Source organism: Candidatus Defluviilinea gracilis, assembly GCA_016716235.1.
Lineage (GTDB): Bacteria > Chloroflexota > Anaerolineae > Anaerolineales > Villigracilaceae > Defluviilinea > Defluviilinea gracilis.
The window spans coordinates 349109-375173 of the sequence record JADJWS010000002.1 but is presented as its reverse complement, the minus strand read 5'-3'; the positions used below and the strand labels follow the sequence as shown (position 1 = coordinate 375173).

Here is a 26065-nt window from a genome sequence, read left to right as displayed (position 1 = left end):
TATCGAGGCGAATCTTTCACCTCGGCTCGATGGGTTTTATTTGTTCAGCCACGCAATTCGCAGGAACCTTTGAGAAATGCTCTTTTCTCTATGATCTCTGCGGCGAAAATGATTTTCGCCAGAGGTCTATTGTGTAATTCCCAACAATCTTGGGAACCAATACCATAACACATCCCGCGCGGGCTTGCCATGCACCGACGCGGATTTGTCCTGTAACTCAACCGGCGCAAAATATCCGCGGCTGACCAACCCGCTCACCCATGAGCGCGCATTCAGGGCGTTGAAGATGGCATCGTAGATATCCACTTGTTGTTGCAGGTCGATGTTTACGGTGGCGAGGTCTGCGTTGGGGCGGCTGAGGGCGGTCCAATCGAGGCAGGTCCCGCTCGCGCTGGGAATACATCCTGTGGCTGAATTTGTCGCAGACGGGTACGATAGCGCGATCACAAATGGTTTGGCGATCTGTTGTTGCCACGGCGCAATATTCTGGTCGAGGAGTCTGCCAGCCTCATTCATCATATCTGTCTTGTTGGGGGCGGCAAGCGAACTTATTTTTGCGAACCACAACAGGTATACGGCGTCGGTGTCTTGCAAGACCGTCACCGGCGGCGTGAAATCGGTGGTGTTGTATGGGATTGCAAAAAGCAGGTTTCCGCGGAAGCGCTGGCGAATCTCCGCGATAATCGATTTCCAACGGGCGTCCGCGTCGGCTGGGACTCCGCTGGGGGAGCCATCGGCAAGCTTCCCGTTGGGAAGAGCCGGGAGAATCCAATCTCCACCGATGATCAAGCCCTGCGCGCCAGATTGTGTTGCCTGGTCGGCAAAATGGATGGCGAAGGCGCGATAGTGGTCGAACCAGTCGTTCCACCAGGTTCCATCGCGCGGGGCTTTGCTCCAAAAATCGGCGGCGTTCGTAGCGAAACGGGGTTGTGGAAATATGGCAACGTTGAGGCTTTGCGCGCGCGCTTGGGTGACCGCGTCGAGGGTGTCTTTCCAAAACGCGTCTTTGCCGGGCTGTTGCGCGAACACGATCGGGCTGACCCGTTCGTACGTCCACGAGGGAGTGTAGATCACCCAGTTCGCGCCGATGCCTTTGATGTTTTGGAGGGCGGCATCATTGAAGCGCGGGACGTTGGGATCGTAATACGCCTGATATTCGATGCCCGCTATAAACCCGGCTCCGCGCGACGGGATGTTGGTTTGCACGAGGGTGGCGCTGCCGGCAACCTGGGGCCAAGCCCACGCATCGACCGTGTCGGTGAGGAATTGCGGCGTGATCGTGCCCGAGATGTTGCGCCCATGCGCTGTGGGACCGACTTGTTTCGATTCGTCCGCCGAGTCGCATTGGGCGTTGCGGCAGTAACGATAGGCGAACGTCGAACTGTCGCGGAGCGGACCGTATAACTTGAACGTCCAGTGGTTTCCACCGGCGTTTTGCATGGGGATGGGAGGAGTCCAGCCATTGTGCGAGAACTGGATGTAGATGATATCGCCCGGCGGAGTATTGGCGGGCACGGTCACATCAAAAAGGATCGGCGCGTTGGGCGGCCCGTTTTGCCACGAGTGAACGGCATCCTGAATGGTCATATCCTGCGAGCCGACAAGGATGCGGCGCGTGACGAACCTCCCCTCCGAAGTGAATTCCGAATTCCAATACCCATCGCCGATGGTGTATTTGTATTGCACATCCGCGCCAACAGGGAGACGGATCGTGGTGGTGTATCTGCCGTCCGCGCCGAGTTGCAGAATCGGCATCCGGTCGGCGACGGTACTGAGTCCGCCGCGCAGGTCGGCGAAGGTGTTGCCAAACTGAAGCAGGCTTCCCGCGATGCGAAGCGCGCCTTGAGTCCCCTGCGGGATGGAGACGATGAACGTCACGTTCACTTGCGGCAGTTGCTTGAGTCGAATCTGGGCGGCTTGGGTGACCTGGTTATCTGCCACTGCCGCGCCTTGCTGAAAGACCTGGTACGAACCATCCAACGCGTAGGCGACGAGGTTGTGCGTGCCGGCGCGCAAACCGGAAAGCAGGAACCGCCCGGCTGAGTCGGTCAAGGATTGTTCGCCACCGGCGGTTACAAGAATATCGGGGATCGGCTGGTTGGTGTCGGCGTTCACTACAGCGCCGAAAATACTCCCCGAAAGCGTGTTGACCGGCTTGTCCGTCCAACTGCTGACCGTGTCGATGATCTGCGTATTTCCGCTGGCGTAAAACAACCGGTAGCGAATGGGCTGGTCGAGATTCGTGTCTTCTTGCGTGGCGGATGGGTAGCGAACATAAACATAACGGATCACCGCCTGATCGGGGATCTGCAAGGTCCGCGTATAGGTAACGGTATCGATCGGGCTGAGTTCATAATCCACCGGGTTGTATGCCAGCCCGGCAACTTCATCCAACACGCGGATCACAACCTTTTCCCCCGGCAGAAGCGGGTCTGGCACGCGCACGGTAAAGGTCACATCGGCGCGCGGCGCGGGCGTGGCGGTTGGTCCGCCGGGGAGCGGCGTGTTGACGACTGCCGTCGGAAACGTGGGCCACTTGATCAATGAAATGGCGCAGGCTTGATTGACCAACGCCAAAACAGTCATCACAAGAAGCATCCGCTGGGATATGGGAATACGCGCGTTCATTTCTCTCCTCGATCTATCGCTTCATCCGACGGGTTTGCCTGCTCCGAACTCCTCAACAGGTTCCACAGCCCTCGCGCTTCTCCCGCGCAACGCCGCGGCAAAGTAGCTCAACAGGATGCTGAAAAAATAAAGCAGGGTCATCGGCAACATCACCAAACCCATGTTGACCGGGTCGATGGTTGGCGTGACCGCGGCGGCAAGAATGGCAATGATCACAATGGCAAGTCTCCATTGTTCAACTAATACTTTCGGTTGGACAATGCCAACATACGTAAGGGCAAAAATCACCAGCGGCGATTCGAAGAACAGTCCGATCCATAACATCAAGCCTGTGATAAAACCAAAATATTCCTTTGCCGTCCACACTTGGGCGATCTCGGTAAATCCGCCTAAAAACGGCAGGGCGGCTGGAATCAAAAGACGATGGGTCGTCCAGACTCCGCCCACAAAAAGGATCGTGGCGACCGGAATGGCAAGCAGGCTGAATTTCTTCTCGCGAGCCTTCAACCCGGTCGCGGCAAACTGCCAAAAACCAAAAGCAATGAAGGGAATGGAAATCGTCAAGCCGCTGGTCAATGCCACCCTCATATAAACGCCGATCTCTTCGGTCACCTCAATCGCCTGCAATTTCGTAAGCCCGCCCACGGGAATGGCGAGGTATTCCATCAACGGGATGGTGAAATAAAAAGACACTCCCACAGCCACGGCGATGATGACCAATATCCACAGCAGGTGCGCGCGGAAATCCTCCACGTGATCGATCAGCGTTTTTTCCGAGGTCTCATCCGGGTCGGTGTTGAGGTATTTCCACGCCCGCGCCGGGGCTTGAAGAGGAAAGAGGATGATCTTGTACAGAAGAACAAACGGGAACGTCAGCGCCCGCCACAACCGATTAAAAAATTTACTCATGTTTTGTTTCGTCTGCCCGTTCCTCAATTGTCTCAGTAGAGTTGCGCGAAACCGAATCGGTGGCTTGGGGCTTTTTCGGCGCTGGCGGTTTTCTGGTTTGAGGCGCTTTCATCGTGGAAGTCGGGGAGCGTTTGGCGGCCGGCGGAGCGATGACGTTTGTCAAATCCGCTTCCTTTTGAAAGTCTTCAAGGTTTGCTTCGCGCATCAACCGCTGTGGAAGATTGGTAACCTCTTTGAAGGTGTTCGCGATCACTTTCCCCGCGTCGGAAGTAACGTAACGGTTGAGGAGATGACCGATGGTGCGCCCCGCCTGCTTCATGTTTTTCGGTCCAAGAACAATGATGGCAATGAGAACGATAAAAAAGAACTCGGAAGGTCCAACGCCTAAAATTTCCATTTATGCCTTTTGCAGGATTTGTTTGATCTCGTGCTGGTGATCTGCCAACGCGCCAAGCACCCCATTCACAAAACGCGGCGCGGAATCGGAGCCGTAGAGTTTCGCCAGTTCCACCGCTTCATTAATGGCAACTTTGATCGGCGTTTCGTGAAAGACCGCAAACTCCCACAGCGCGATCCGCAAGATGTTCCTGTCGATCGCCGCGATCTGGTCGAGGGGCCATTCCGGCGCATACTTCGAGATCAGCAGGTCTAAATTAGATGAGAGCGGAAGCACTCCAAAGACGATCTTGCGCGTGAACTCCGAGAGATCGTCCGACAGCGGAAAATCTTCCAGCCGCAATTTCAACACATCGCCCGGAATATGATTTGCAATATCCACTTCGTAAAGTACTTGCAGGGCGATCGAACGCGCCCTGGTGCGGGATTTCATGCCAGACCAGCCTCTCCATCTTCGTAATCGATATTCTCAACATGCACATCCACCGCGCCCACATCCATGCCAACCGTTTCGGTCACCGCCCGCGTCACCTGTTCCTGCACGTTACGGCTCACTTCGCGGATATTCACATCGCGTTTGAGGATCAAATGCAAGTCGATGACAACCAAATTATCTTCGACTTCGATCCGCACTCCATCATGGACTCCGCGACGGAACAGACGGTTCACTCCGCCCGTGACGCCTGCCATACGGCTGACGCCCGGCGTCCCCAACGCGGATAATCTCACGATGGTCACAAGCACATCGGGAGCGATGGTGGTTTTATCGAGGGAGGGTAAGTCTGTCATAGATTCTCCACAAACAGAGACTGGCGACCAATCTCCAGTCTCTAATCTCTGTTCTTCTCACATCATCGCCATGCCGCCATCCACGCCCAACACCTGACCGGTGATGAACGCGGCTTGGTCGGAGGCGAGGAACGCGACCGCATAGGCGATCTCTTCAGGCTTGCCTTTGCGCGCCAGCGGGACTAATTTCAGCGACGCCTCGAGCGTTTCCGGCGACATCGCGTCGAGGATTTCTGTGTCCACAAACCCGGGCGCAATCGCGTTGACGGTGATATTTCGCGCCGCAACTTCGCGCGCCAATGATTTTGTGAACGCGATCTGCCCGCCTTTGGATGCGGAATAATTTACCTGACCCGGGTTCCCCATTTGCCCAGCCACCGAAGCCATGTTGATGATGCGTCCCGCGCGTTTTCGCATCATATGTTTGACCGCGGCTTTCGAACAATTGAACGTGGATTTGAGATTCGTCGCGATGACCGAGTCCCAATCGGATTCAGACATCATCATGATGAGAGTATCTTTTGTGATGCCTGCATTGTTGACGAGGATGCTCAGGTCGCCGAATGTGTCAATCGCAAACTTGATCAACGCCTCGGCTTGTTTGAAGTCGGACACGTCCGCTTGAAACGCGGCGGCTTTTCCTCCCGACGATTGCACGGCTTTCACCACTTCATCCGCCGCATCGGAGGATTTGTTGTAGTTGACGACCACTGCCGCGCCGCGCGCCGCGAGCTCGAGCGCCACCGCGCGACCGATCCCGCGCGAACCGCCCGTCACCACCGCAACTTTGTTTTCAAGCGATAACGATTCTGCCATGTATGAGTCTCCTCGCGCGAAATTATACACTGTACTTTGTATTACGTACTGCGTTTTCCATACTGCGTATTGCGTACTATGTAGTACGCAATACGCAGTAACCAGCACGGCTTCACTATTTGCCTTTCAACCCCATGCCCAACGCAACCCCTCCCCCCAGCGCGATGACTGCCGCGAGCAAGAACGCATCCTGCCAAAAACGGATGGGGAACAGGCGGATCAAGGTATCCGAATACAGAAACAACCACGAGTCGCCAACGAAAAATAATTTGTGAAATGCCGTGAAGAAACCCCAAAAGACATTTGGATTGATAACAATACCGATCGCAACGATCAACCCGATGACACCAGCCAACCCAACCATCAACCATCCACCTCGCATCAAGCCTTGACGGTATGCCTGCTCCCAGTGGGAAACCTTTGACCAAATCCCCAGCCCGAGCAAGATCGCCAGGGTCGCATACCACAGATTCAACGCGCCCTTTGTCACCTGCTTGACATCCTCCATGTGACTTAACTCGCGCTCGTTGTACAAGGGAGTCCCATCATCGAATTTCAAATCGCCAAGATACGAAATTTCCGCGCTGTTGATGAGAAACTTCAACGCGTATGGCGCCCACCTCAAACGGTCTTCTTTTGTGAAGCCGTATTCATCACGCGGAAAGTACGGCATGTTGTATTCGACTTGGAGGAAGGCAGTAGTTAACAGTAACCGCAGTCCCAGCCCGATGAGGACGAGGGGGACGAGAATAGTAACGAGCCAGGAGAAAAAAGGGAACATTTTTGTTTTCATTTTTGTCTTATTGTAAGACAAATTCCAAGTTGTGGGTACAAATAGGCTATGCAAAAAAAAAAAAAAAACACTGTGGTATAAGAAAATTTGCTGATAGGGAAGTTTTAATTCATTGGAGGAGGCAGTGATATGGAAAATCAACAGCGCCAATTTACCGATAAGGAAGTAGAAGTAATTCACCTGTTGCTCGAAGGCAAAAGCACACAAGAGATTGCCTTGCAACTTGGCGTTTCGACGCGCGCAGTTGAACACCACCTGACCCATATTTATGAAAAGTTGGAGGTATGTTCTCGAACCGAAGCAGTGTTGAAACTCATTACTTTGTTCAAAAAGTAACAAGATTCGGGAATCCGTAGTTGACAACAAACCCTACACTGATATGATCTAAAATGTTCACGATTATTTAAAGGAGTAAATATGAAAATATCAAGGCTGATTCTGATAATGATGGTCGCCCTAGTAGCGGTAAGTCTTGTCATAAGCAGCGCTGTTGCGGTGAATACCAATATCAGCGAGGTTTCTGCACGAAAGGCGGTGAAGACTAGCGAAGACTCGCTTTTATCGCCAAATAAAGCGCTCTACGATCAATTGAAAATAAAAGTACTCAACAATATAATCAAGGAAGGATGGTTCTATATTCGCGAGCATGTTCAATATGATGTTGATGCTCCTACAGAGAAAGATGTCCTGCCTCTTGTAAACTCTAGATCGGAATCGTGGTGGTACATCAACGCCGCAGGTATGGTGGAGAAGTCAATAAGCATTCAAAGGACAGAGGATGGCCAAGTTATCCAGGTAGGCATGTTTAGTAATGGTACAGCATGGAATACGACAGTAGATGAGATTATCCCAACCGAACCTTATATACTTGTGCCTGATTATGGATTAGCCTATCATCTAAAATTCCCCGACCTCAAAAGCGAACAAATCGACAAGGACGGAAAAGAATCTATCCAGTTCAAAATTAAATATGTCGAGAAGCAACCTTTGAAAATGCTGGATTATTCAAAAAAACTTCTTTCCATGGAATATGAATTTGTGTTTGACGCCACCACAGGTTTTATCGTTAGCGAAATGAGCACTGTAAACTTAGAAGACGGATCTCGGCGTGTATTAATGAATCTTCAAATCGAAGAGATAAGACTTGATTACGAGCCACCCAGCGACGTCCTTGAGTATTTCACCCTAAAAGAAAATCGGGAGGCGCAACAATGATATCGCTCCAGCGAAATTTCCATCTTGCTATTCTATTGGTCATAATCACAAGCGTATTAATTCCAGTTGGTGTTCTTGCAGGAACATCTTCGACGAACGGTGGAGTAGGGGATGCCAATTGCACGGCTTCGAAAACCATCACGCAAGGGTCTACTTGGACTGCGTACGTAAGAAGCCAGTGTGATCTTGGAATAGGGCAAATTGGTTATACGTGGTGGACAGTTCGGCAATATTGCGCTCCTTCTAACGCATATACTACCCGTTTTCAATCGTCAGTAGGCGCAGTAAACACCAACGCAAATTCATTTCAGCGATCCTTTGCGGGTATAGCGTATGCCGGTTGCACATCCTCGATACAATTGCAAGACCTTGGTCAACATGATTTTAAAACGATAAATAATACGTGGCGCCCCACTGTAAATCGCTACGAGATACATTACTAGAAGGCGCTGAATGTCTCAATGAAACCAAAAAGCCCCGAATTTCCATTCGGGGCTTTTTTACTCCAAATACTCCGTCCCACCCTCGAGAATAAATCGAATCACCATATCATTGACGATCCATTCGATAGGCGCGTGATCGTCGGTGAAGACGGTGGCTGGCTCGTAGTCCGTATTGAGGTTGGCAAATGTCACAGTCATGGTTGTGATTAGCAGTGGATTGACTGTGGAGTCACTTGATAACGCCAACAAGTTCATCGCAAAATTCTCAGGGATGGTTTTCTGCTTGGTGGCGAAGATCATCGTGTTCAACGAGCCGGGAATATCCACTGTATATATGGAAGGGAAAATAGTCGCCATCGTGGTGGCGAGTCCGTTGATGAGGCGGCGGTCGCCGGGGACGGAGGCAGAGTTGATGGTGAGCACCCCGTTCTCCGTCAGGTGGGAGGCGCAGATCTCGAAGAATTCTTGCGTCGTCATGTGCGGAGGAATGTACGGCGGGCGGTACGCGTCCACGGCGATGATGTCGTATTTTTGTTCGCTTCGTTCGAGGTTGAGACGACCATCGCCGATGATGACATTTAGGTTGGGCATGTTCATGTCAAAATAGTTGCGCCCCACTTCGACGATCTTCGGGTCGAGTTCGTAGCCGTCAATGGGAATGTCGCCGTACACAGCGGTCATTTGCCGGGCAGTTGTCCCCGCCGCGAGACCAACGATAGCGACGCGCTTAACGTCCGATGGTTTTTTATTTGCATAAAAATACGGGCTGGCGAGGAATTGATCCCACGGCCCGTTGTATTGAAGCGTGTTGGGGCTGTAGATCGAGTGAACGCCCTGTCCCTCGTTGAGACGCAGGACCGTGAAGCCGTTTTGATTCAACACCTCGATGTAGTTGTACGCGGATTCAGTTTCGTAGACTTGCGCCGCGCTCGCCTTCATGGATTGATTCGCGGTAAGCAGAGCAAGCGCAACTAGTATGAACGGCATCCAAACATGCTTGAGCATGTCGCGTTGACTAGCAAACCGCGCCAACCCAATGAGCGCGACCAACAAAAGGATCATGCTGAATAATAGAAACGTGTTTTTCGTTCCAATCGCGGGGATGGTGACGAGGGTGGGCAGGAACGTCCCGATGAATGAGCCGAGAGTCGAGATCGAATAAATTTGTCCCGAAATTTGTCCCGCGCGGGAGGTGTCGTCAACGGTTAGTCGAATCGCATAGGGAGAGATTGTTCCGAGCAAAGTGATGGGAACGATGAACAGAATCAACACCGCGATGAACGACGCGCCGAGGATTCCCACTTGCAGTGAATCGAACGCAGTTGCCGCGGCTCGCAAAACGGGACTCGCAATGTAGGGGACGAGTCCCAGCGTGAACGCGCCCCACGCGAGGACGCGATACATTGCGGCGGGAGTCGGGTTCGCATCCGCCCATTTGCCGCCGAGGAAATATCCGAGCGTGAGGTAGATGAGGATCAGTCCGATGATGCTTGCCCAGACGATGTTGCTCGTGCCGAACACGTTGCCGATGAGTCGTCCCGCCGCGAGTTCGGCGGCGAGGGTGGTCATGCCTGAGATGAAGACGGTGAAGAGGAGGTATTTTTTCATTGGGGAGGATTATACCGTTTGACGGGGATGGTAATTGGGAGAATTAGAGAATTTGAGGAGCAGAGATTAGAGACTGGAGACTAGAGATTGTTAGGGCGATTGCATCTAAATTGAGGTAAAAAAGGGCTATCTTGAAGGAGATAGCCATGACAAAGAAGCCATTGGAGGCGATCGCCGAGCATTTTAGCAAAGTGAGCGATCCGCGGGTGGATCGAACGAAGGAACATAAACTCATAGATTTGATCAGCATCGCCATATGTGCGGTGATCTGTGGAGCGGAAGGCTGGACGGACATTGAGCATTTTGGGCATAGCAAGATAGTCTGGCTGAGCACGTTTCTTGAATTGCCGAATGGTATCCCGTCGCATGACACTTTTGGTCGGGTCTTCTCGAAGTTGGATGCCCAACAGTTCCAGTTGGCGTTTTACGAATGGGTCTGGGCAGTCAATGAGATCATCCCAGGGCAAATCATCAATATTGATGGGAAGCGTTTGGGTGGCTCGCAGGATCGGCTACTGGGCAAACGAGCCATTTATATGGTCAGCGCTTGGGCGGAAGAAAACGAGATTGTTCTGGGACAGCGTAAAGTGGACGAAAAGTCGAACGAGATCACCGCCATCCCCGAATTACTCAAGATTCTGGCGCTTGCAGGCTGTATTGTGACCATAGATGCCATAGGAACCCAAACCAATATTGCCCAAACCATCGTCGCAGCTCAGGCAGATTATGTTTTGAGTGTGAAAGAGAACCAGGGGCGTCTGTTTGAAGATATTTCGGTCGTGTTTGCGGTCGATCAAGCCCACAACTTCAAATATGCTTCCTGGACTATGACAAGACAGCGAATAAGGGACATGGGCGCATAGAAATTCGAGAATGCTGGAGTACCTCTGATCCTGCCTATCTAAACTTGATTCGTAACAAAGAAAACTGGCCTGGTCTGCAAAGCATTGTCATGCTCGTGTGCACGCGGAACGTGGCTGGCAAGGAAACCAAAACAGTACGCTACTATATCTCCAGCCTGCCCAGTCACCCGAAACGATTGTTACATCTGGTGCGCAGACACTGGGCGATTGAAAATGAACTGCACTGGGTCTTGGATGTGGCTTTGCGGGAAGACCATAGTCGTGTGCGTAAAGATCAAGCTCCTGAAAACTTCGCCGTCCTTCGCCACATTGCGCTCAATCTGCTCAAACAGGAGAAAACCGCCAAAGGCGGTATGCATGCCAAGCAACTCCAAGCCGCTTGGAACCAGGATTACCTCCTCAAAGTCCTCGCCTCACCGATTTAGATGCGATTGCCCTATAGAGATTGTTCTGGAAGTGGGGTGATATACTTTTATTGCTCAAAGGAGAAAAATGTATACACCGAAGTTGTATCGCGAGGAAGACCGCGCCAAAATTATCAAGTTTCTGCGACAGAATGAGTTTGCGATTCTGGTGACGTACGATGGCGAGAAGCCGACGGCAAGCCATTTGTTGGTTGAGATATTTGAGGAGGGCGAAAAACTTTTCATCAATGGACACATGTCACGGGCGAATCCGTTGTGGAAGACGTTTGAGAAGAACGCGGAGGTGTTGGCCATCTTTCACGGACCGCACACGTACATTTCGCCGACGTGGTACAACCACGTCAACGTGCCGACGTGGAATTATCAGGCGGTGCATGTGTATGGCAAGCTGCGCATTGTCGAAGACTATGATGAGGCGTATCAAATTCTCAAACGGCTGACCGATCGTCACGAGACGGCAAGCCATTACAAGTTGGAAACTCTCCCGCAAGATTTTGTGGCGAAGGAGATCAAGGGCATCGTTGCGTTTCAAATCGAGGTGACTAAAATCGAAGCGAATTACAAGTTGAGCCAGAATCGCAACGACGAGGATTACCAAAATATCGTTGAGATGCTCGAAGAACGAGAGGATGAAATGTCGCACGAAGTGGCGGAGGCGATGAAGAGCAATAGACAAACGCGGAGACGAAGCCCCCGCCCCTAACGTTTGATTCTTAATGCCACCCACGAAAAGAAAAGCACGCCGAGGTAACTGAAGGCGAGATCGAGCAAAGAGAATGTGCGGCTGTGGAAAAATTGTTGCGAGTATTCTTCCGCGCCGATGACGAGGGCGAGGGTCAAGCCGATTGAAACTGCGACCAGTTTCGGGTCACGGTTTGGAAGCGAGCGGAGAAAGGTCAGGTCGAGGAGCAGGGTAAGAATCCCGAAGAGGATGAAGTGTCCCGCTTTATCGCCATAGGGAATCGAGTTGATGAATCCGAGGATGCCAAGATTCCCAGTGTCTGCAAGAATGATGATGAGGGCGATGAAGAGCGCGAAAAGAATCGCAAGCCATTTCATATGAAAAAAGAGACGCCTTAGGGCGTCTCTGCGTTTGCCTTTTCCATTTTCGATTCGCGCCGCGCCTTCCACCACTCGACAAACATTGGAACGACGGACATCAGAACGATGACGATGATGACCAGTTCAAAGTGCTTTTGCACAAATTCGAGTCTGCCAAAGAAGTAACCGAGCAAGGTGAATAGCAGAACCCAAGTTATACCGCCCACGATGTTGTACGTGGCGAAATAAGCATACGACATTTTTCCGACGCCCGCGACGAACGGCGCAAATGTGCGGACGATGGGAACAAAGCGCGCAAGGAAGATCGCTTTGCCGCCATGTTTTTCAAAAAAGGCGTGGGTCTTTTCGATGTATTCCTTTTTGATCCATTTGATGCTGTATGCGCGCTCGCCGAGATAATGACCGATGGAATAGTTCACCGCGTCTCCCAACACTGCCGCGATGATCAGCAAAACGATCAAGCCCCAAACGTTCAGCAAGCCGTCTGCCGCGAAGGCGCCCGCCGCGAACAACAACGAATCGCCGGGCAGGAACGGCATGACGACCAAGCCTGTCTCGATGAAGATCACCGCGAACAGGATGCCGTGCGTCCAGACGCCGTAATCCATGATGATGTTTCTCAAGTGATCGTCAATGTGCAGGATGAAGTCAATTAAAAATTTTATTTGTTCCATGGCGCTTTCTTTTCAGATATAAACTTCGGAAGTCTATATTCGACTTCCGAAGTTTTGGGTATTCAACAGGCGCAGATTATACCGTGCTTTCCTCTTTCGGCTCGATTCGGCTGAGCCAGTCTCCGATCACAAGAATGATAATGCTTCCCAACGAAGACATACCTATATTAAGCGAACCAAGAGGGAACAATACCCATCCCTGCCACAGACCAACGAGATGACCTGCGGCGAAACCGAGAACGCTCAAGCCGAGATACAACATGAACCGCCAAAAACCTCCGCCGCGAATCAAATGATAAAGCGAGCCGAGGAGCACGGCGATGAGGAGGGCGAAGAGGAGGGAGGGGATAGTCATGGATCGGGAAAGAGAAGAGATTGGAGACTGGAGATTAGAGATCGGAGAATTAGAGAATTAGAGAATTAGAGAATTAGAGAATTAGAGAATTAGAGAATTTTCGCTCCGTGTTTACCTATCTACGTGTTTCCTTGTTTACTCTCTACGGTTTCAAATACTTCGCAAAGAAATCGGTGATCGCATTGTAGCAGGTCACGCGGTTCTCGTATTTCAAGACGTCGTGACCTTCATCTTCAAAGACGAGCAGTTCGATATCTTTGCCTTTGGACTTTAACTCGCGCACGAGGTCTTCGGATTCGGCGGCGACCACACGCGGATCGTTGCGTCCTTGAATGACGAGCATCGGCGCGGACATGTTGTGCAGATGCGTCTTCGGCGAACGGTCAACGAGGAAGGCGCGTTCGTCCGCTTTTTCGGGGTCGCCCAACGCGATCTTATAATAGGGCTTCCATGTCGCGGGGATTCGTTCCGAGAACGTCAACAAGTCATACGGACCGAACATATCGCATGAGGCTTTCCACAAGTCGGGATGCAGTCCCGCCTGCATCAACGTCATGTAGCCGCCATACGAGCGACCAACTACCGCCGCGCGGGAAACATCCAGCCGTTTATCTTTTGGCAATACCTTCGTCATCGCATACGCATGATCGAGGCGATCCTGCCCGCCCCAGTCGCGGTCAACGTGTTTGGTGTAGGAGAGTCCATAACCCGTGGAACCGCGCACGTTCGGCACAAAGACCGCAAATCCGCGCAATGTGAGATATTGGATCAACGGCATTGAGAACCACGCAAAGTCGGGGCGTTCTTGTCCCTGCGGACCGCCGTGAATGTAATAGACAACGGGCCGCGCGCCCTTGAAGCCGAGTCCCTTGGCGGGGAGATAAAGCCGCGCGGAGGTGCGCAGTCCGTCGTGCGAGAGGAACGAAGCGTCCTCCCCTTTTGAAAGAAGCGAGTCGGGAATCCCAAGAATCTTTTCGCTGGTATGCTTTGTAACCACATTCCGTTTTTTGCCGCTGACCGTGTAGAGCTGTGTCGGCGATGTGGCGGTTGAGAATGAGAAGGTGAACGAGTCCGCTTTGGAGTCGTAGTGAACGCGCTCGAGCATTCCGCCGTCGAGCGGTTTCGCGCCGACCAAAACATGCGCGAGGGTCATCAATCTTTTCTTTTCATCGAACACGCCTTCATACACCCACGAACAGCCGTCAATGTTGAACTGAAGCAAATAGCGATCTTTGCCAAGATGCGCGACTTCGACAAGTTCGCCAACGCCTTTGTGTTTTACCCCTTTCAATTGCACGCGCTCAAGCTCGCCTGGTTTTGAAAGATCGAGATAGCCGAGACTGTATGTGTCTTCAAAAACCGAAGAGACAACCACCGCGCCTTTTTCACTTGGAGAGAACACTGCAGAGCCGAGTCCGTTGAGCGGAACGTTCTCGCCTTCGGCGCGATCTTCCATCATTTTTCCGTAGAGAGTTTTTTGTTTGCCCTTTTCCCATAAACGAAACACACTATCGCCGACCTCATACCCTGTGCCGAGCAATAACTTGTTGTGATCTTTGCTATGCGCGCCGACGCCCAAGCCAAATGGATACTCAGCGATCTTGGTCAACTTGCCTGTCTTCAAATCGCCGCGATAAGTTTCGATCAAGGCAATGTCACGCCGTTCCGCGCCCAAGTACACAAATCCCTTTTCCGCATCGCATTCGCCTAAATGAACGCGATACGATGCAAAGAAATTGCCGAACGCAGGTTCAGGAAAACCGCCGTCCAGCGGGATCAACATCGGCTGATAATTTTCATCGCCGTCTTTATCTATCATCACAAGGATTTTCTTGAGTTTGGAAAAAACATAAAACGATAACCCGCCGATCAAATGCGGATTCTGCAACGCGATGTGCGGCGGCAACAACGGCTCAGGCACGCTTCCGCCGAACTTCATCGCATACAAACTCAAATGCCCAGACAGGTTGCTCAAAAAGAAAACTTTTTTGTCGGCATATTGCGGCACAACGAACAATCGGGCAGACATCAACGATTCGACACGATACGACATGGCAAGGCTCCTCTTGAAATTTGATTTATTTATTTTACTTTGATTGGCAAGAACGCGACGTCCTCTGGGTGACTCAAAGATTGCAATGTGTGATGATTTGCCGTCTCGTAAATAAGGTTGTACAAACACAAGGGCGACATGAATGTCGCGTTACGAGGATCATTTGAAAAATTTCAAATCCTTGACTCAATACTCAATCAACCAAATTGGCTACGCGCAGGAAATTAGAGGATAATCCCGCCGCCAATGACTACATCATCTTGATAGAAGACTGCCGCCTGACCTGCTGTGATGTCACGTTGCGGCGCGTCAAACGTGACTTGTACCTGTTCCTCCCCATTTGGCTTGACCCACGCCTCAGCCTCTTTCGCAGTGTAGCGAATCTTCACCTCCGCGCGGAACGGCTCACGCGGTATTTCGCCCGAAGTCCAATTGACATCGCGCGCAGTCAATTCTATCGAACCAAGTTCATCTTGCGTGCCAACGATTAACGTATTGCGTACTGCGTCCTTCGTAATGACGTACAGCGGAACGGGTGACGCGACTCCTAACCCTTTGCGTTGACCAATGGTGTAGTTCGCAAGTCCGTTGTGCGAGCCAATCGCTACACCTTCACGCGTGACGATCTCGCCAGATTTGAGCATATCCGCCGCGTTGCGTTGCAGGAAGTTGCGATAATCCTCGCCCGCGAGAAAACACAGATCCTGCGAGTCTTTTCGCGAGGCGGTTGGCAGTCCGTGCTTTTCAGCAATCTGTCGAATCTCCGGCTTGGTATATTCACCGACAGGGAACAATGCGTGCTTCAACTTTTCCTGATCCAACACATGCAGAACATAGGATTGATCCTTGTTTCGATCAACGGCTCGAAGTAATTCCACCTTTCCACCCTTCGACAGGCTCAGGACATCGCTTTCCACTTTCCTCGCTCTCGCATAATGTCCCGTCGCCATAAAATCCGCTCCGAGAGCAAGCGCGTGATCGAGCAAAAACGTCCAGCGGATCTTGCGGTTGCAGACCAGGCATGGATTCGGTGTCTCGCCGCGCGCGTACCCCTCGAGGAAATATTCCACAACGGTTTCGCGGAAGACATCTTTCGCATCGATCACATAAAATGGAATATCCAATAGTGCCGCCACGCGCCGCGCTTGCGCCATCGAGTCGGGCGTGCAACAGCGATTCGACTCTTCCTTGCCAGGCTCGCTCCACAAACGGAGCATCATGCCGATAACCTCATAGCCCTGCTCTTTGAGCAAGGCGGCGGCAACGGAGGAGTCCACTCCTCCAGACATGGCAACGACGGCTTTTGTCATGGGCGGGGGTGAACAAGTAGACACGTAGACAGGTAAATATGTAAACGATTAAGCATGAAATTATTTCAATCGGCGCGCTTTTTCAACCAAGGTAGGCAAAGCGGTTAAAAACGATTCGACATGCTCAGGCAGAGAATCTTTTCCGAGAGTCACGCGCAACGATCCAAGTCCCCACTCGCGTGACAAACCGATCGCGTTCATCACTTCGCTGGGATCGGGGTTGCCAGTCTTGCAGGCAGAGCCAGACGAGCAGGCGAATCCTGCCGAATCTAACAGCGTGAGCAATAAATTTCCATCTACATCTTTGAAGACGAAACTTGCGTGGTGAGGCAAACGCGACTGCATATCACCAGTGAGTTGAGAATCAGGAATTGATTCTAAAACCGCGCCGATGATTCTATCGCGCAATGGCTGGACGTGCGCTACACGTTGTTCGCGCTCTTCGTGAGTCAGCCGTAACGCCTCTGCAAAGCCGACGATGTATGGCACGTTTTGAGTTCCCGCGCGGAGGTTGAACTCCTGCCCTCCGCCGGTAAGATGCGGAACGAGCGGCGTCCCTTTGCGGACGTATAACGCGCCGACGCCTTTCGGTCCGTAAAATTTGTGCGCGCCGAGCGACATCATATCCACGCCGAGTTCGTTCACGTCCACTGGCAGATACGCGGCGGCTTGCACCGCGTCCGTGTGGAACAAAATATTATTTGCGCGGCATATTTCGGCAATTTCTTTAATTGGGTTAATCGTACCGATCTCGTTGTTCGCATACATCACAGAGACAATTGCGGTGTCTCCGCAGATCGTTTTTGCAACAGTCTCTGGCGTGACCATGCCGCGCTCATCCACATCGAGCCATTCGATGAGAAAGCCATCGTATTTCCCAAGATGCTCAAGAGTCTTCGTCACTGCGGGATGTTCGGCGCGCGAGGCGAGAATCCATTTTGCGCCGGTCTTTTCGCGCATCGCGTATGCCGCGCCGCGAATCGCAAGGTTGTCCGATTCGGAGCCGCAGGAGGTGAAAACAATCTCATCGGGCTTGCAATTCAACACACGCGCAACCGATTCGCGCGACGAATCGATCGCAGATTCGGCGATCTGTCCGAAGCGGTGAACAGACGAAGGGTTCCCGAAAGAAGCGTTGAAGAAGGGAGTCATCGCGTCCACGACGCGAGAATCCACAGGCGTTGTTGCGGAATAATCCAAGTAAATCATCGCGGCAGATTATAGCATGATGAGAATAGGAACTTCGTAGGGCAATCGTCCGTTAACTGTCGGGCGAAAGCAAGTAAAATTGCGGCTCGCTGAAAGGAGAATAATGAAAAAACAATTGATCGTTGTAGGATTATGCGCGTTGCTAATCGCATCGTGCGGCGGAGGAGAAGCGGAAGCCACGCCGACAAACACACTCAGCGTGGATGAAATCCAAGCGCTCGCCATCGAGACTTTCTCAGCGGCTCTTACGCAGACCGCGCTTGCCGCACCCTCGGAGACTCCCTTCCCCACTTTGACCGCGTCGGCTACGTTCGAACCGTTTGTCACCAGCACGGGAGGCGCGCTACCGCTTGCATCCGCGACAACAAGCGGCGGCGTGAACTCGTGCTATCGGATGACGTTTGCCAACGATGTGTCAATCCCTGACGATACGGCGGTGACTCCCGGACAGAATTTTACGAAGACATGGAAGGTACTTAATTCCGGCACGTGCGCATGGGACGCGGGATTCAAATTCGTGTTTGTCGGCGGAGAGCAGATGAGCGGCGTGACATTCACGCTCCCGTCGGCGGTTCCACCTAATGCGACGCTGGATATTTCAGTGGCGATGATCGCGCCTGCGAAAACGGGAAAATTACGCGGCAACTGGCGCATGCAAACCGCAGGCGGACAGTTCTTCGGCGATGAGGTGTATGTGCAGATCGTTGTCGGCGGTAGCGCGGTAACAGGCACAGCAACGACGGGCTCGGGATCGACAGCAACCGTCACTGCAACCGCGACAATCACGCCCGCCGTCACCGTTACAGCGGATGGAACGACAAGTCCTCCATCCTCCCCGTAAAACTAAAAATCCTTCGTCAATCACGGCGAAGGATTTTTCATATCAAGTTGCGCTATGCCGAACGCGATCGCCCAGCCTTTTTCAACTCTAATGGCGGGTTATGCCAACGACTACCGTCTTTTGCAATCAGCGCATTTGCCGCTTTGGGTCCCCAGCTACCCCGTCGATAGAGAAGCGAGGGAGGGTGTTTCTTGAGCACCGGATTAACCACAGCCCAAGCCGCCTCCGACGCATCCTCGCGCGTGAAGAGCGTGCGATCACCCGCAATGGCGTCTCCTAAAAGCCTTTCGTACGGCGACTGCTCGCCCGGCTCCTCTTCGATGACAAAGAGTTCTTTTTGATCGCCGATGAATTTTTTACCCTTTTGCTTCACCCGCGCCGCCAGCCCAATGCTGGAATGTGGAGCAAGTTGAAAGCGCAGATAGTTTGTCTGCCCGGCGCCTGCCGGTGAATCCTCGAACAGTTTTTGCGGCGGCGGCTTTAGTTCGACCATCACCTCGTTTACGCTTCGCGCCAGATTTTTGCCTGACCGCAGATACCACGGCACCCCTTCCCAACGCCACGAATCAATGAAGAGCCGCAGGGCACAAAAAGTTTCCACATCCGATTTTTTTGCCACACCCGGTTCGTTCCGATAGCCGGTGTACTGACCACGGATCAAATCGCCGGGCGCGAGCGGACGCATCGCGCGAAAAACCTTGACCTTTTCTGTTTGCACCGCGTCGGGGTCTTGACGCGTCGGCGGCTCCATCGCCAGCAGGGCAACAATTTGAAAGAGATGGTTCTGAATCACGTCGCGCAGGCAACCCACAGTGTCGTAAAATGCGCCGCGTGTTTTGACGCCGAAATCCTCCGCCAATGTAATCTGCACGCTGGAAATATAGTTGTGGTTCCAGATCGGCTCGAGAAACGAATTGGCGAATCGGAAATAGAGGATGTTCATGATCGCTTCCTTGCCGAGGTAGTGATCAATGCGAAAGATCGCATCTTCCGGGAAGACGGCATGCGCCACGCGGTTGAGTTCGCGCGCCGAAGCGAGATCGCGCCCAAACGGTTTTTCGACAATCACGCGCGCGTCTTTGGCTAAGCCGGCAGACCCCAACCCCTGGATAACATTTTCAAAGAGAAACGGCGGGATGGCAAGATAGTGAGCCGGTCTCTGAGCGCCGTCCAAGGCTTTTTTGATGGCTGTAAAGGTCTCCGGATGAGCGTAGTCTCCGCTGACATACCGAAGAAGGGAAAGGAGTTTATCGAATGCCTTTTTGTCGTCTATGCCTCCGCTACGCTGAAGGCTGTCTTTTACGCGCGCGCGCAATTGCGCCATATCCCATTTTTCAAGGGCAATGCCGACAATTGGAATCGTGAGAACGCCTCGCTTGACCAGCGCATACAGCGCGGGGATGATCATCTTGTACGCGAGGTCGCCGGTCATGCCAAAGAGCGCCAGCGCATCGGAGCGGACTGTTTGTTTGCGATTTGTTGTCATAGTTTCACTTGTTAACTCACCATATAAAATTTGCCACAGAGTCACAGAGAGGCTGAGAGAATTCCTTTGTTTATTTTTTTCTCCGCGACTCTGGGGTCAGCCAGCGCAACATCAGTTTTTAGATCGGCATCCGGTACCCGTAAAATTCATGATCTTCATTATAGCCGCCATGCCCCGCGCCGAGATGTTTGAAATCACTCACCAGCTCGATCGCCCGTATCCACTTGACCATCTTGAAACCCAGCTGATTTTCACAGCGCAGGCGAAGCGGAGCCCCATGAAGAAAATTGAGCGTTTCACCGTTCATTTCGTAGGCGAGGAGCGATAATTTATGACGCATATTGCGAAGGGAATGAACGTCATAATAGATACCTCCGTCCGCTCCTTCTGCGAACGAGTAAAAGACCACATAACGAGCCTCAGGCCTCGGCTTGACAAGCTTCAGGATGTCTCGCACGGGAACGCCTCCCCACTTTGCGACGCCTGACCAGCCCTGAATGCAGAAATGTTTGGTGATCTGTTCCTGCTTTGGCATTGCTTTGAGTTCCGCGTACGAAAGTTCTTGCGGTTTTTCCACCAGCCCGCCAATGGCGATCTTGTAATCGGCAAACCCGCCTTCCTTGAGCCGGTTGTATTCCTCGGAGACAGGCAAGGTTCCATTGACCCAAAAATACGGTGAGATGTCTTTTTCGCTATACTGGGTATGCGGATCCCAAAGTTCAGCCCAGGATTTGATGTATCCCACGAATCTCTCGCCGGTCATCTGAACCACGCGAGCATACTTGATCGTAAGAGGCGTTAGCGCGAGCCAGACGGCGATCAGCAGGAGCATCACTGGAATATAAATCAGCACACCTGCCCACGAACTGTCATTGACGCCGGCAAACATGTAGTTCAGGTTTTTGCGCAAGCCTGTGATAAACACGAGAGTAGTGTGCGTAAAGATGAAGAAGAGAAACCAGGTCAGCACGGCGAAATGGATCGTGCGGGCGAGTTGGCGGTTCAAGAATTTTGCAAAGCCGCCCAACCTGTTCGAGAACGCAGGTCCTTGCATCACACCGGTGATGAATGCCAGAGGCGCGGCGACGAAGATGGTGATGAAATAGGTCAATTGCTGTAAGCCGTTGTACACCGTCCATGTATGCTCGACGGGAAAATTTAACGACAAGTACTGGATCATGGTCGAGAGCGCGTTTGGAAATACTGTCCAACTAGTTGGCGTCACTCGTTGCCACTGGTCTGTGGCAAAAAGTAAAACGTAATAGAGCAAGCCATTCAGTACCCATAACAGATCGAAGGTGAAATGCCACCAGCGGGCAAGCCCAACTGAGTGACGAACGCCGGGGACGCCGAGCCAGCCCGGTATCGTCACCGAATCGTCTTTCGAAGTCCAGAGACGGTCTGTCGGAACATCGCGCTGAAAACGAAACCATTCTTCTCCCGGTGTGCAATTTCGCCGAAGAAACAGGCGCGGAAAATCCGCAAGGATTTGAATACCGGCGCGGATGATAAACAACATGAAGAACGCGTTGAATAGATGTTGCAATCGAAGCCACAACGGAAAGCCCGATGTGACCGAAATCGGAGACGCGTCTCCCGGGTAACGGAGGATGAACTCTTGCACGGCTGGAAGCGTTCGTAGTTGCTGGGCGATGGCAACAGCAAAGAGGAACGCCGCAAAGGCGATGGGGATTGCCCATAACACGCTGAACCAGCGTTTGCCGATGCGGACTTGCGGCACGATGCCGGCGTGATACGGCATCCAATGCCCCAGTCTGACACTGTCCTCCGCGCCGCTCAAATTCGACTCGATGGCGGACTTTAACATTTGACTTGCTTGCGTGCTTTTCATATTTTGCTCCAATCACAATGGACGCCCCCGACTTCCGACCGGCGCGCGAAACATCAACGTGTCAGTGACAGCCCAAATCCCTCCATTGCTTTCTGTGTGGTTTTGTATTCTTTATGGATGACGCCGCGAATCCCAAGTCCCTGGGCAACTTCTACAAACAAAGGACGATCATCAACATAAATTACCTGTTCCGGACTCGCCTGCGCAATATCCAACGCCATGCGGTAGATATCGGCATCCGGCTTGCGATAATGGACAAAGCAGGATGAAACGAAGAAATCTATGAATGTGTTCAATTGAAATTGCCGTACCCGGTACGTGGTGAGTTCGCGCCCTTCATTACTGACAACAGCGATTCGAAGGTGATATTGCCGTTTGAGGCTCTTCATCAGTTCGATCATCTCTGGAAAAGGCTGTGATTGCGCGTACATGAAACTCTTGAACTCTTCCCGCGAGAAGGGGCGTTTTTCGTAAAACACCACCCGGTTCAAATATTCATCGAGGCTGAGTTTGCCCTCCTCATATGTATCGAAGGTCAGGTGATGACGTTCGTCCGTCTCGTCATAGTCCAAACCGAATTTTTCCGCCGCTCGGACTCGCGCTTTGCGGTCCCAGCCGTTTGTCAGTAGAACGCCGCCGATATCCAGAAATAACGTTGTGATGACCAGAGGCAGGGTCATACGCTTCCCCATTCATCTTGTGGCGCAATTTTTTCTGTCATCATAGTTTCTCTTCGCTTTGAAAAGTATACACCCAAAGCAGACGATTGGAATTTTCAGGGTTTCTGGGAATCGCCGCGATCACACACTCTTCCATGGCTTTTGTAAAGCCAGGAAAGTTTAACGCGAATGGGGCGGGCGAGCGGTAACTCGCCTTCCGCAGAATATTCCGCAGGTTTGATTACCTTATATTCAAAATCGGGACCCTAATTTACGCTGAAAACGCAGATTTTTCTTTCTGAATCAGCGAAAACCAGCGCGCTTCGCGGTCTGCGTCCCAAAGCCATTGCGTAAGGTAATCAGTCCGCAGATATTGTCCTGAGCCTGTCAATAAAAACCCCTTCGCCGTTTTTAGACGAAGGGGCTTTTAAGTCAATCATATTCCCGCGTTGCTGAGCGTGGTCAGCAAATTGGATAGCGCCGAAGCCATCTCGGGATGGGTGCGCTCGAAGTAACTCATCGTTTCCCGCATCCGCCCGAGAACTGAGTCGTCAGCGTCGGCATCCCCGGAGCGTTCGAGAAGTTCCTTGATGTCTTCGTTGAGCGCGCGCAGAAGTTCGCGTCCTTTTTCGTCCACGGCTTCGGTGGCGTCGAGGGTGGTGTGCAATTCTTCGAGTAGTTTGGTGAGTTTTTTATCTGCCATGTTGCCTCGCGGTTCTTGTAGTAGCGGCTTCAGTCATATACAACCAAACGACTAAAGTCGTTACTACGCTTTTGTATTTCGATTGTACGCCTACCTTGCCATCAATACAAGATGTCGCGATTGGCTTGCTCGACTTCTTCGTAAACCTTTTTCACTTCCTCTTTCATTTCGGCTGAAACCCCTGCGGTTTGAGGGATGAATTTCACCATATCTTTTGCCTGACGAAACAAGTCTTTGACCTCGGCGATGTAGGAGAAATCGGATTTGCCGAGCCCGGTCGAAGGGACGGGCAAATCTCGCGCCTGCTGAATCAGCTTGCGGGCGCGGAGGAGGCGTTCCGGCGCGGGAATGAGTTTGGGCATGGTTGGGGTTCCTCTTTCACTTGATAGTCGAAGTCCATCGCATTATAAGGATTCATACTCGATAAGAACAGCCTCTCATGGCGAGGTGAGAGGCTGTCGGATTCAGTACGCGAACTCGAGCGGCTAGGCGGGCAACAGCGATTTCATTTGTTTATAGATGAAGCCCGCCGCGCCTTTCGGATTCAAGCGGTAGATAAAGTCCATAAACTTGGCATCCGAACCGACCAGCACACTGTAGCGATCCTTTTCGATGGCATCCACAATGATCTCCGCGGCTTTGTCGGCGGGCAAGGCTTTGAAAGAAGAAGACTTAGTGTCGGTTGAGGCGGCAATCGAAACGCCTGAGTTGGTGGTGATGTTCGTGGCAATCGCGCCGGGATAGACCAACGTCACTTTGACATTGCTGTTCAGGAGTTCGGCGTACAAGCCCTCGGTCAGGAGTTTGACCGCCGCCTTGCTTGCGCCGTAGACAGTTTGACCGGGCACCGGGAGGAAACCGCCCATGCTGGAAACGTTCGCAACATGCGCGACGGGACGTTTGAGCAAATGCGGCAGGAACGCTTTTACCATGTACAACGTTCCATATAAGTTCACATCCAGCACGCGCTCGATGGCTTCGAATTTCAGGTCGTTCAAGCGGACGAAGGGCTGGATGATGCCGGCGTTATTGATAATGCCGTCTACCGCGCCGAAGCGGGCGATCACTTTGTCGGGAAGCGCTTCCACAGCCTCTTTCTCTGTGACATTCAAAACGAATACAGCCAGTTTCTCTTTTTTGTCACCCGCAAGATTCGCTGTTTCCTGCAAGGTTTTCTCGTTCATATCTAGAGCCGCCACGCTCGCGCCTTTGGAAAGCAGGTTCAAGACGATCTCGCGTCCCATGCCGCTGCCTGCTCCGGTCACAACGATCACTTTGTTTTGCACCTTCATGATGTTCACTCCTTTATGTTGACAACGAGATTACATCTCGCAGTTTTGATTTGACTCAACTACCTTGGAACTTACGCAGGTGAACCTGTTGCGCCGTAGTTGCACTGCGGCGGCGGCAGTACAACTGCCCGCCAACTACGTAAGTTCTGTACCTAAAATTAGGATACCATGTCCTCCGTTACTGCTTAGTGACTTTTATCCTGCGAAAGTCACTTATTTTTATCTTATTTGGAAAATACAGGCGCCAACGAGTCAGAATTATAATCATCGCATGCGTTTTAACCGCTTACTCACTCGTATCATTCTCCTCGCGCTTGGCGTGGGAATTTTCACTCCCCCTCACACCGTTCGCGCGAATGCGATTCACGCGCCTGCCGCCCAAGTCAGCGCGTTTGAATTAATTCTCGCGATGAACACCTTGCGCGTTTCATACGGACTACCCGCGCTCATCGAAGACCCGATCATCAATGCGGTCGCCCAATCTACGGCGCAGACGATGGCGGCAAATAATATGTCGTGGCATATCGGCGATGTGCGCGGACGAATCGCGGCGGCGGGATACGGCGGAGGCGGGACAGTCTGGGCGACTGAAAATTTCGCCGTGAGCTGGAACGGCGGCATGGGCATTGACGAGATCATGGCAGTTTGGGCAGACCCCGATCATATGCGACCAGCCGTCACGCCTGAGTATTGTCATGTCGGCGCGGGGGTTGCGACAGTCAATGGCAAAACGTATTTCATTCTGCAAGCCGCGTATGTTTCGGGGCAGGCATGTGGGAGTACAACTTCCTCCTCCCCATCGGGCGGGACTCCAGGAACAAGCACGGTTCCGAATCCTGTCTCGCAATTGATCCTCCCCGTAAAGATCGCCACGCCTGATGCGGACGGGAAAATTTTTCACGTGGTGCAGGCGGGACAATCGTTCTGGGCAATCGCGGTCGCGTATCAAGTGACCATTCAAGATATCGAAACGTGGAATAACATCACGCGCGACACGCCTTTGCAATCGGGTCAACGATTGTTCATTCCGAACAAAAACACGGCGGGATTCGCCACGCCGACTCCGCGCGGGATGGTGGTAACGCAAACTCCCGACGCGGACGGAAAGATCGTCCACGTGGTTCAGCCGTATCAGTCGCTGTTTACCATCGGCGAGGCGTATCGCGTTTCAGTAGATCGCATCTTGCAGTTGAACGGTCTTCAAGCGGATGTGCCCCTGCAGATCGAGCAGAAACTTGTGATCTCGCCAGGCAATGTGACGCCAAGCCCCACGTTGAGCGCGATCCAAAAACTCACGCCAGACGCGAGCGGTAATTATTATCACGTTGTGCAAAGCGGAGAAACGCTTTCGGGCATCGCAAACTTATACGACGTGCCGCTCGCAGACTTGATGAACTGGAACGAACTCGGCGCGGCATCGGTCATCATCCCGAATCAGAAATTGCTGTTGCGCGTCACGCCGCCTGCGACAGCGACATCCACACTCGCGCCAGCGACGGTTACGTTGGCGCCGAGTCCGTCCGTGACATCGGCGCCGCCTACCGAGATCGCGGCGACAGAAGTTGTCCCTGTTGAAGAATCCACGGGCGGTTCTGGGTTGGGTATTGTTTTGGTTTTGGGAATTATTTTGGTCGGCGGGTTGTTGTGGTGGAGGTTTGGGCGGAAGAATTAAGGTCGTTACAAA

Annotated in this window: 25 protein-coding genes and 1 pseudogene; 6 read left to right on the top strand and 20 right to left on the bottom strand. The window is 52.3% G+C overall.

Going from position 1 to position 26065, the window contains the following annotated elements; all coding sequences use genetic code 11:
- Window positions 1-126: 126 nt before the first annotated feature.
- The 7 genes from IPM31_12660 to IPM31_12630 form a co-directional block, all read right to left on the bottom strand.
- Window positions 127-2628 (bottom strand): hypothetical protein, encoded by a 2502-nt coding sequence (locus IPM31_12660; GenBank protein ID MBK9007834.1) that lies wholly within the window; start codon window positions 2626-2628, stop codon window positions 127-129.
- 21 nt (window positions 2629-2649) lie between these two features.
- Window positions 2650-3537, bottom strand: a complete 888-nt coding sequence (gene tatC / locus IPM31_12655; GenBank protein ID MBK9007833.1) for a twin-arginine translocase subunit TatC — start codon at window positions 3535-3537, stop codon at window positions 2650-2652.
- A complete protein-coding gene (locus tag IPM31_12650; GenBank protein ID MBK9007832.1) occupies window positions 3530-3934 on the bottom strand; it encodes a hypothetical protein in 405 nt (134 codons plus the stop codon). Before IPM31_12650 ends, tatC begins: the two co-directional genes overlap by 8 nt.
- A complete protein-coding gene (gene nusB, locus IPM31_12645; protein ID MBK9007831.1) occupies window positions 3935-4366 on the bottom strand; it encodes a transcription antitermination factor NusB in 432 nt (143 codons plus the stop codon).
- Window positions 4363-4722, bottom strand: a complete 360-nt coding sequence (locus IPM31_12640) for an Asp23/Gls24 family envelope stress response protein (protein ID MBK9007830.1) — start codon at window positions 4720-4722, stop codon at window positions 4363-4365. The genes nusB and IPM31_12640 overlap by 4 nt, the downstream gene beginning before the upstream one ends.
- Before the next feature lie 57 nt (window positions 4723-4779).
- The gene (gene fabG, locus IPM31_12635; protein MBK9007829.1) at window positions 4780-5538 is read right to left on the bottom strand and encodes a 3-oxoacyl-[acyl-carrier-protein] reductase; all 759 of its coding nucleotides are present in this window, start codon (window positions 5536-5538) and stop codon (window positions 4780-4782) included.
- Window positions 5539-5653: 115 nt separating this feature from the next.
- Window positions 5654-6331, bottom strand: coding sequence for a TIGR01906 family membrane protein (locus IPM31_12630; GenBank protein ID MBK9007828.1), 678 nt, complete (start codon window positions 6329-6331; stop codon window positions 5654-5656).
- 129 nt (window positions 6332-6460) lie between these two features.
- On the opposite strand from IPM31_12630, the gene IPM31_12625 reads away from it, so the two are divergent.
- Together IPM31_12625 and IPM31_12620 are read left to right on the top strand one after the other, a co-directional pair.
- Window positions 6461-6667 carry a helix-turn-helix transcriptional regulator gene (locus tag IPM31_12625; GenBank protein ID MBK9007827.1) on the top strand — a complete coding sequence of 69 codons (207 nt, stop codon included), beginning with the start codon at window positions 6461-6463 and terminating at the stop codon, window positions 6665-6667.
- Window positions 6668-6748: 81 nt separating this feature from the next.
- Window positions 6749-7546, top strand: coding sequence for a hypothetical protein (locus IPM31_12620; protein ID MBK9007826.1), 798 nt, complete (start codon window positions 6749-6751; stop codon window positions 7544-7546).
- Window positions 7547-8046: 500 nt separating this feature from the next.
- Here the strand turns inward: IPM31_12620 and IPM31_12615 are convergent, their stop codons facing one another.
- On the bottom strand, window positions 8047-9597 hold the full coding sequence (locus IPM31_12615; GenBank protein ID MBK9007825.1) for a fused MFS/spermidine synthase: 1551 nt from the start codon (window positions 9595-9597) through the stop codon (window positions 8047-8049).
- Window positions 9598-9743: 146 nt separating this feature from the next.
- Between IPM31_12615 and IPM31_12610 the strand changes: the two are divergent.
- Window positions 9744-10885, top strand: a pseudogene (locus IPM31_12610) (ISAs1 family transposase).
- 67 nt (window positions 10886-10952) lie between these two features.
- Window positions 10953-11588 (top strand): FMN-binding negative transcriptional regulator, encoded by a 636-nt coding sequence (locus IPM31_12605; protein MBK9007824.1) that lies wholly within the window; start codon window positions 10953-10955, stop codon window positions 11586-11588.
- On the opposite strand, the gene vanZ is transcribed toward IPM31_12605, so the two are convergent.
- The 6 genes from vanZ to IPM31_12575 all read right to left on the bottom strand — a co-directional run bounded on the left by vanZ (window position 11585) and on the right by IPM31_12575 (window position 17548).
- Complete coding sequence (gene vanZ / locus IPM31_12600; GenBank protein MBK9007823.1) at window positions 11585-11944, bottom strand: VanZ family protein; 360 nt, start codon at window positions 11942-11944, stop codon at window positions 11585-11587. The two genes, IPM31_12605 and vanZ, sit on opposite strands and share 4 nt — an antisense overlap.
- Window positions 11945-11961: 17 nt before the next feature.
- Window positions 11962-12621, bottom strand: a complete 660-nt coding sequence (locus tag IPM31_12595) for a DedA family protein (GenBank protein MBK9007822.1) — start codon at window positions 12619-12621, stop codon at window positions 11962-11964.
- Window positions 12622-12697: 76 nt separating this feature from the next.
- On the bottom strand, window positions 12698-12976 hold the full coding sequence (locus tag IPM31_12590; GenBank protein ID MBK9007821.1) for a hypothetical protein: 279 nt from the start codon (window positions 12974-12976) through the stop codon (window positions 12698-12700).
- 142 nt (window positions 12977-13118) lie between these two features.
- Window positions 13119-15029 carry a S9 family peptidase gene (locus IPM31_12585; protein ID MBK9007820.1) on the bottom strand — a complete coding sequence of 637 codons (1911 nt, stop codon included), beginning with the start codon at window positions 15027-15029 and terminating at the stop codon, window positions 13119-13121.
- A 224-nt stretch (window positions 15030-15253) separates the two neighbouring features.
- Entirely contained in the window at window positions 15254-16339 is a 1086-nt protein-coding gene (gene mnmA / locus IPM31_12580) for a tRNA 2-thiouridine(34) synthase MnmA (protein MBK9007819.1), read from the bottom strand.
- A 60-nt stretch (window positions 16340-16399) separates the two neighbouring features.
- The gene (locus IPM31_12575; GenBank protein ID MBK9007818.1) at window positions 16400-17548 is read right to left on the bottom strand and encodes a cysteine desulfurase; all 1149 of its coding nucleotides are present in this window, start codon (window positions 17546-17548) and stop codon (window positions 16400-16402) included.
- 103 nt (window positions 17549-17651) lie between these two features.
- Here IPM31_12575 and IPM31_12570 point away from each other — a divergent pair, with 103 nt between their 5' ends.
- Window positions 17652-18389 carry a hypothetical protein gene (locus IPM31_12570; GenBank protein MBK9007817.1) on the top strand — a complete coding sequence of 246 codons (738 nt, stop codon included), beginning with the start codon at window positions 17652-17654 and terminating at the stop codon, window positions 18387-18389.
- A gap of 52 nt (window positions 18390-18441) precedes the next feature.
- On the opposite strand, the gene zwf is transcribed toward IPM31_12570, so the two are convergent.
- From zwf to IPM31_12540, 6 genes are all read right to left on the bottom strand, one after another.
- Window positions 18442-19875 (bottom strand): glucose-6-phosphate dehydrogenase, encoded by a 1434-nt coding sequence (gene zwf / locus IPM31_12565; GenBank protein MBK9007816.1) that lies wholly within the window; start codon window positions 19873-19875, stop codon window positions 18442-18444.
- A gap of 118 nt (window positions 19876-19993) precedes the next feature.
- On the bottom strand, window positions 19994-21727 hold the full coding sequence (locus IPM31_12560; GenBank protein ID MBK9007815.1) for a molybdopterin-dependent oxidoreductase: 1734 nt from the start codon (window positions 21725-21727) through the stop codon (window positions 19994-19996).
- Window positions 21728-21780: 53 nt separating this feature from the next.
- Complete coding sequence (locus IPM31_12555; GenBank protein ID MBK9007814.1) at window positions 21781-22407, bottom strand: HAD family phosphatase; 627 nt, start codon at window positions 22405-22407, stop codon at window positions 21781-21783.
- Between the two features lie 415 nt (window positions 22408-22822).
- The gene (locus IPM31_12550) at window positions 22823-23089 is read right to left on the bottom strand and encodes a DUF4404 family protein (GenBank protein MBK9007813.1); all 267 of its coding nucleotides are present in this window, start codon (window positions 23087-23089) and stop codon (window positions 22823-22825) included.
- A 101-nt stretch (window positions 23090-23190) separates the two neighbouring features.
- Window positions 23191-23451 (bottom strand): hypothetical protein, encoded by a 261-nt coding sequence (locus IPM31_12545; protein MBK9007812.1) that lies wholly within the window; start codon window positions 23449-23451, stop codon window positions 23191-23193.
- A 123-nt stretch (window positions 23452-23574) separates the two neighbouring features.
- Entirely contained in the window at window positions 23575-24381 is an 807-nt protein-coding gene (locus IPM31_12540) for an SDR family NAD(P)-dependent oxidoreductase (protein MBK9007811.1), read from the bottom strand.
- A 271-nt stretch (window positions 24382-24652) separates the two neighbouring features.
- Between IPM31_12540 and IPM31_12535 the strand changes: the two genes are divergently transcribed.
- Window positions 24653-26053 (top strand): LysM peptidoglycan-binding domain-containing protein, encoded by a 1401-nt coding sequence (locus tag IPM31_12535; GenBank protein MBK9007810.1) that lies wholly within the window; start codon window positions 24653-24655, stop codon window positions 26051-26053.
- Window positions 26054-26065: the final 12 nt, after the last annotated feature.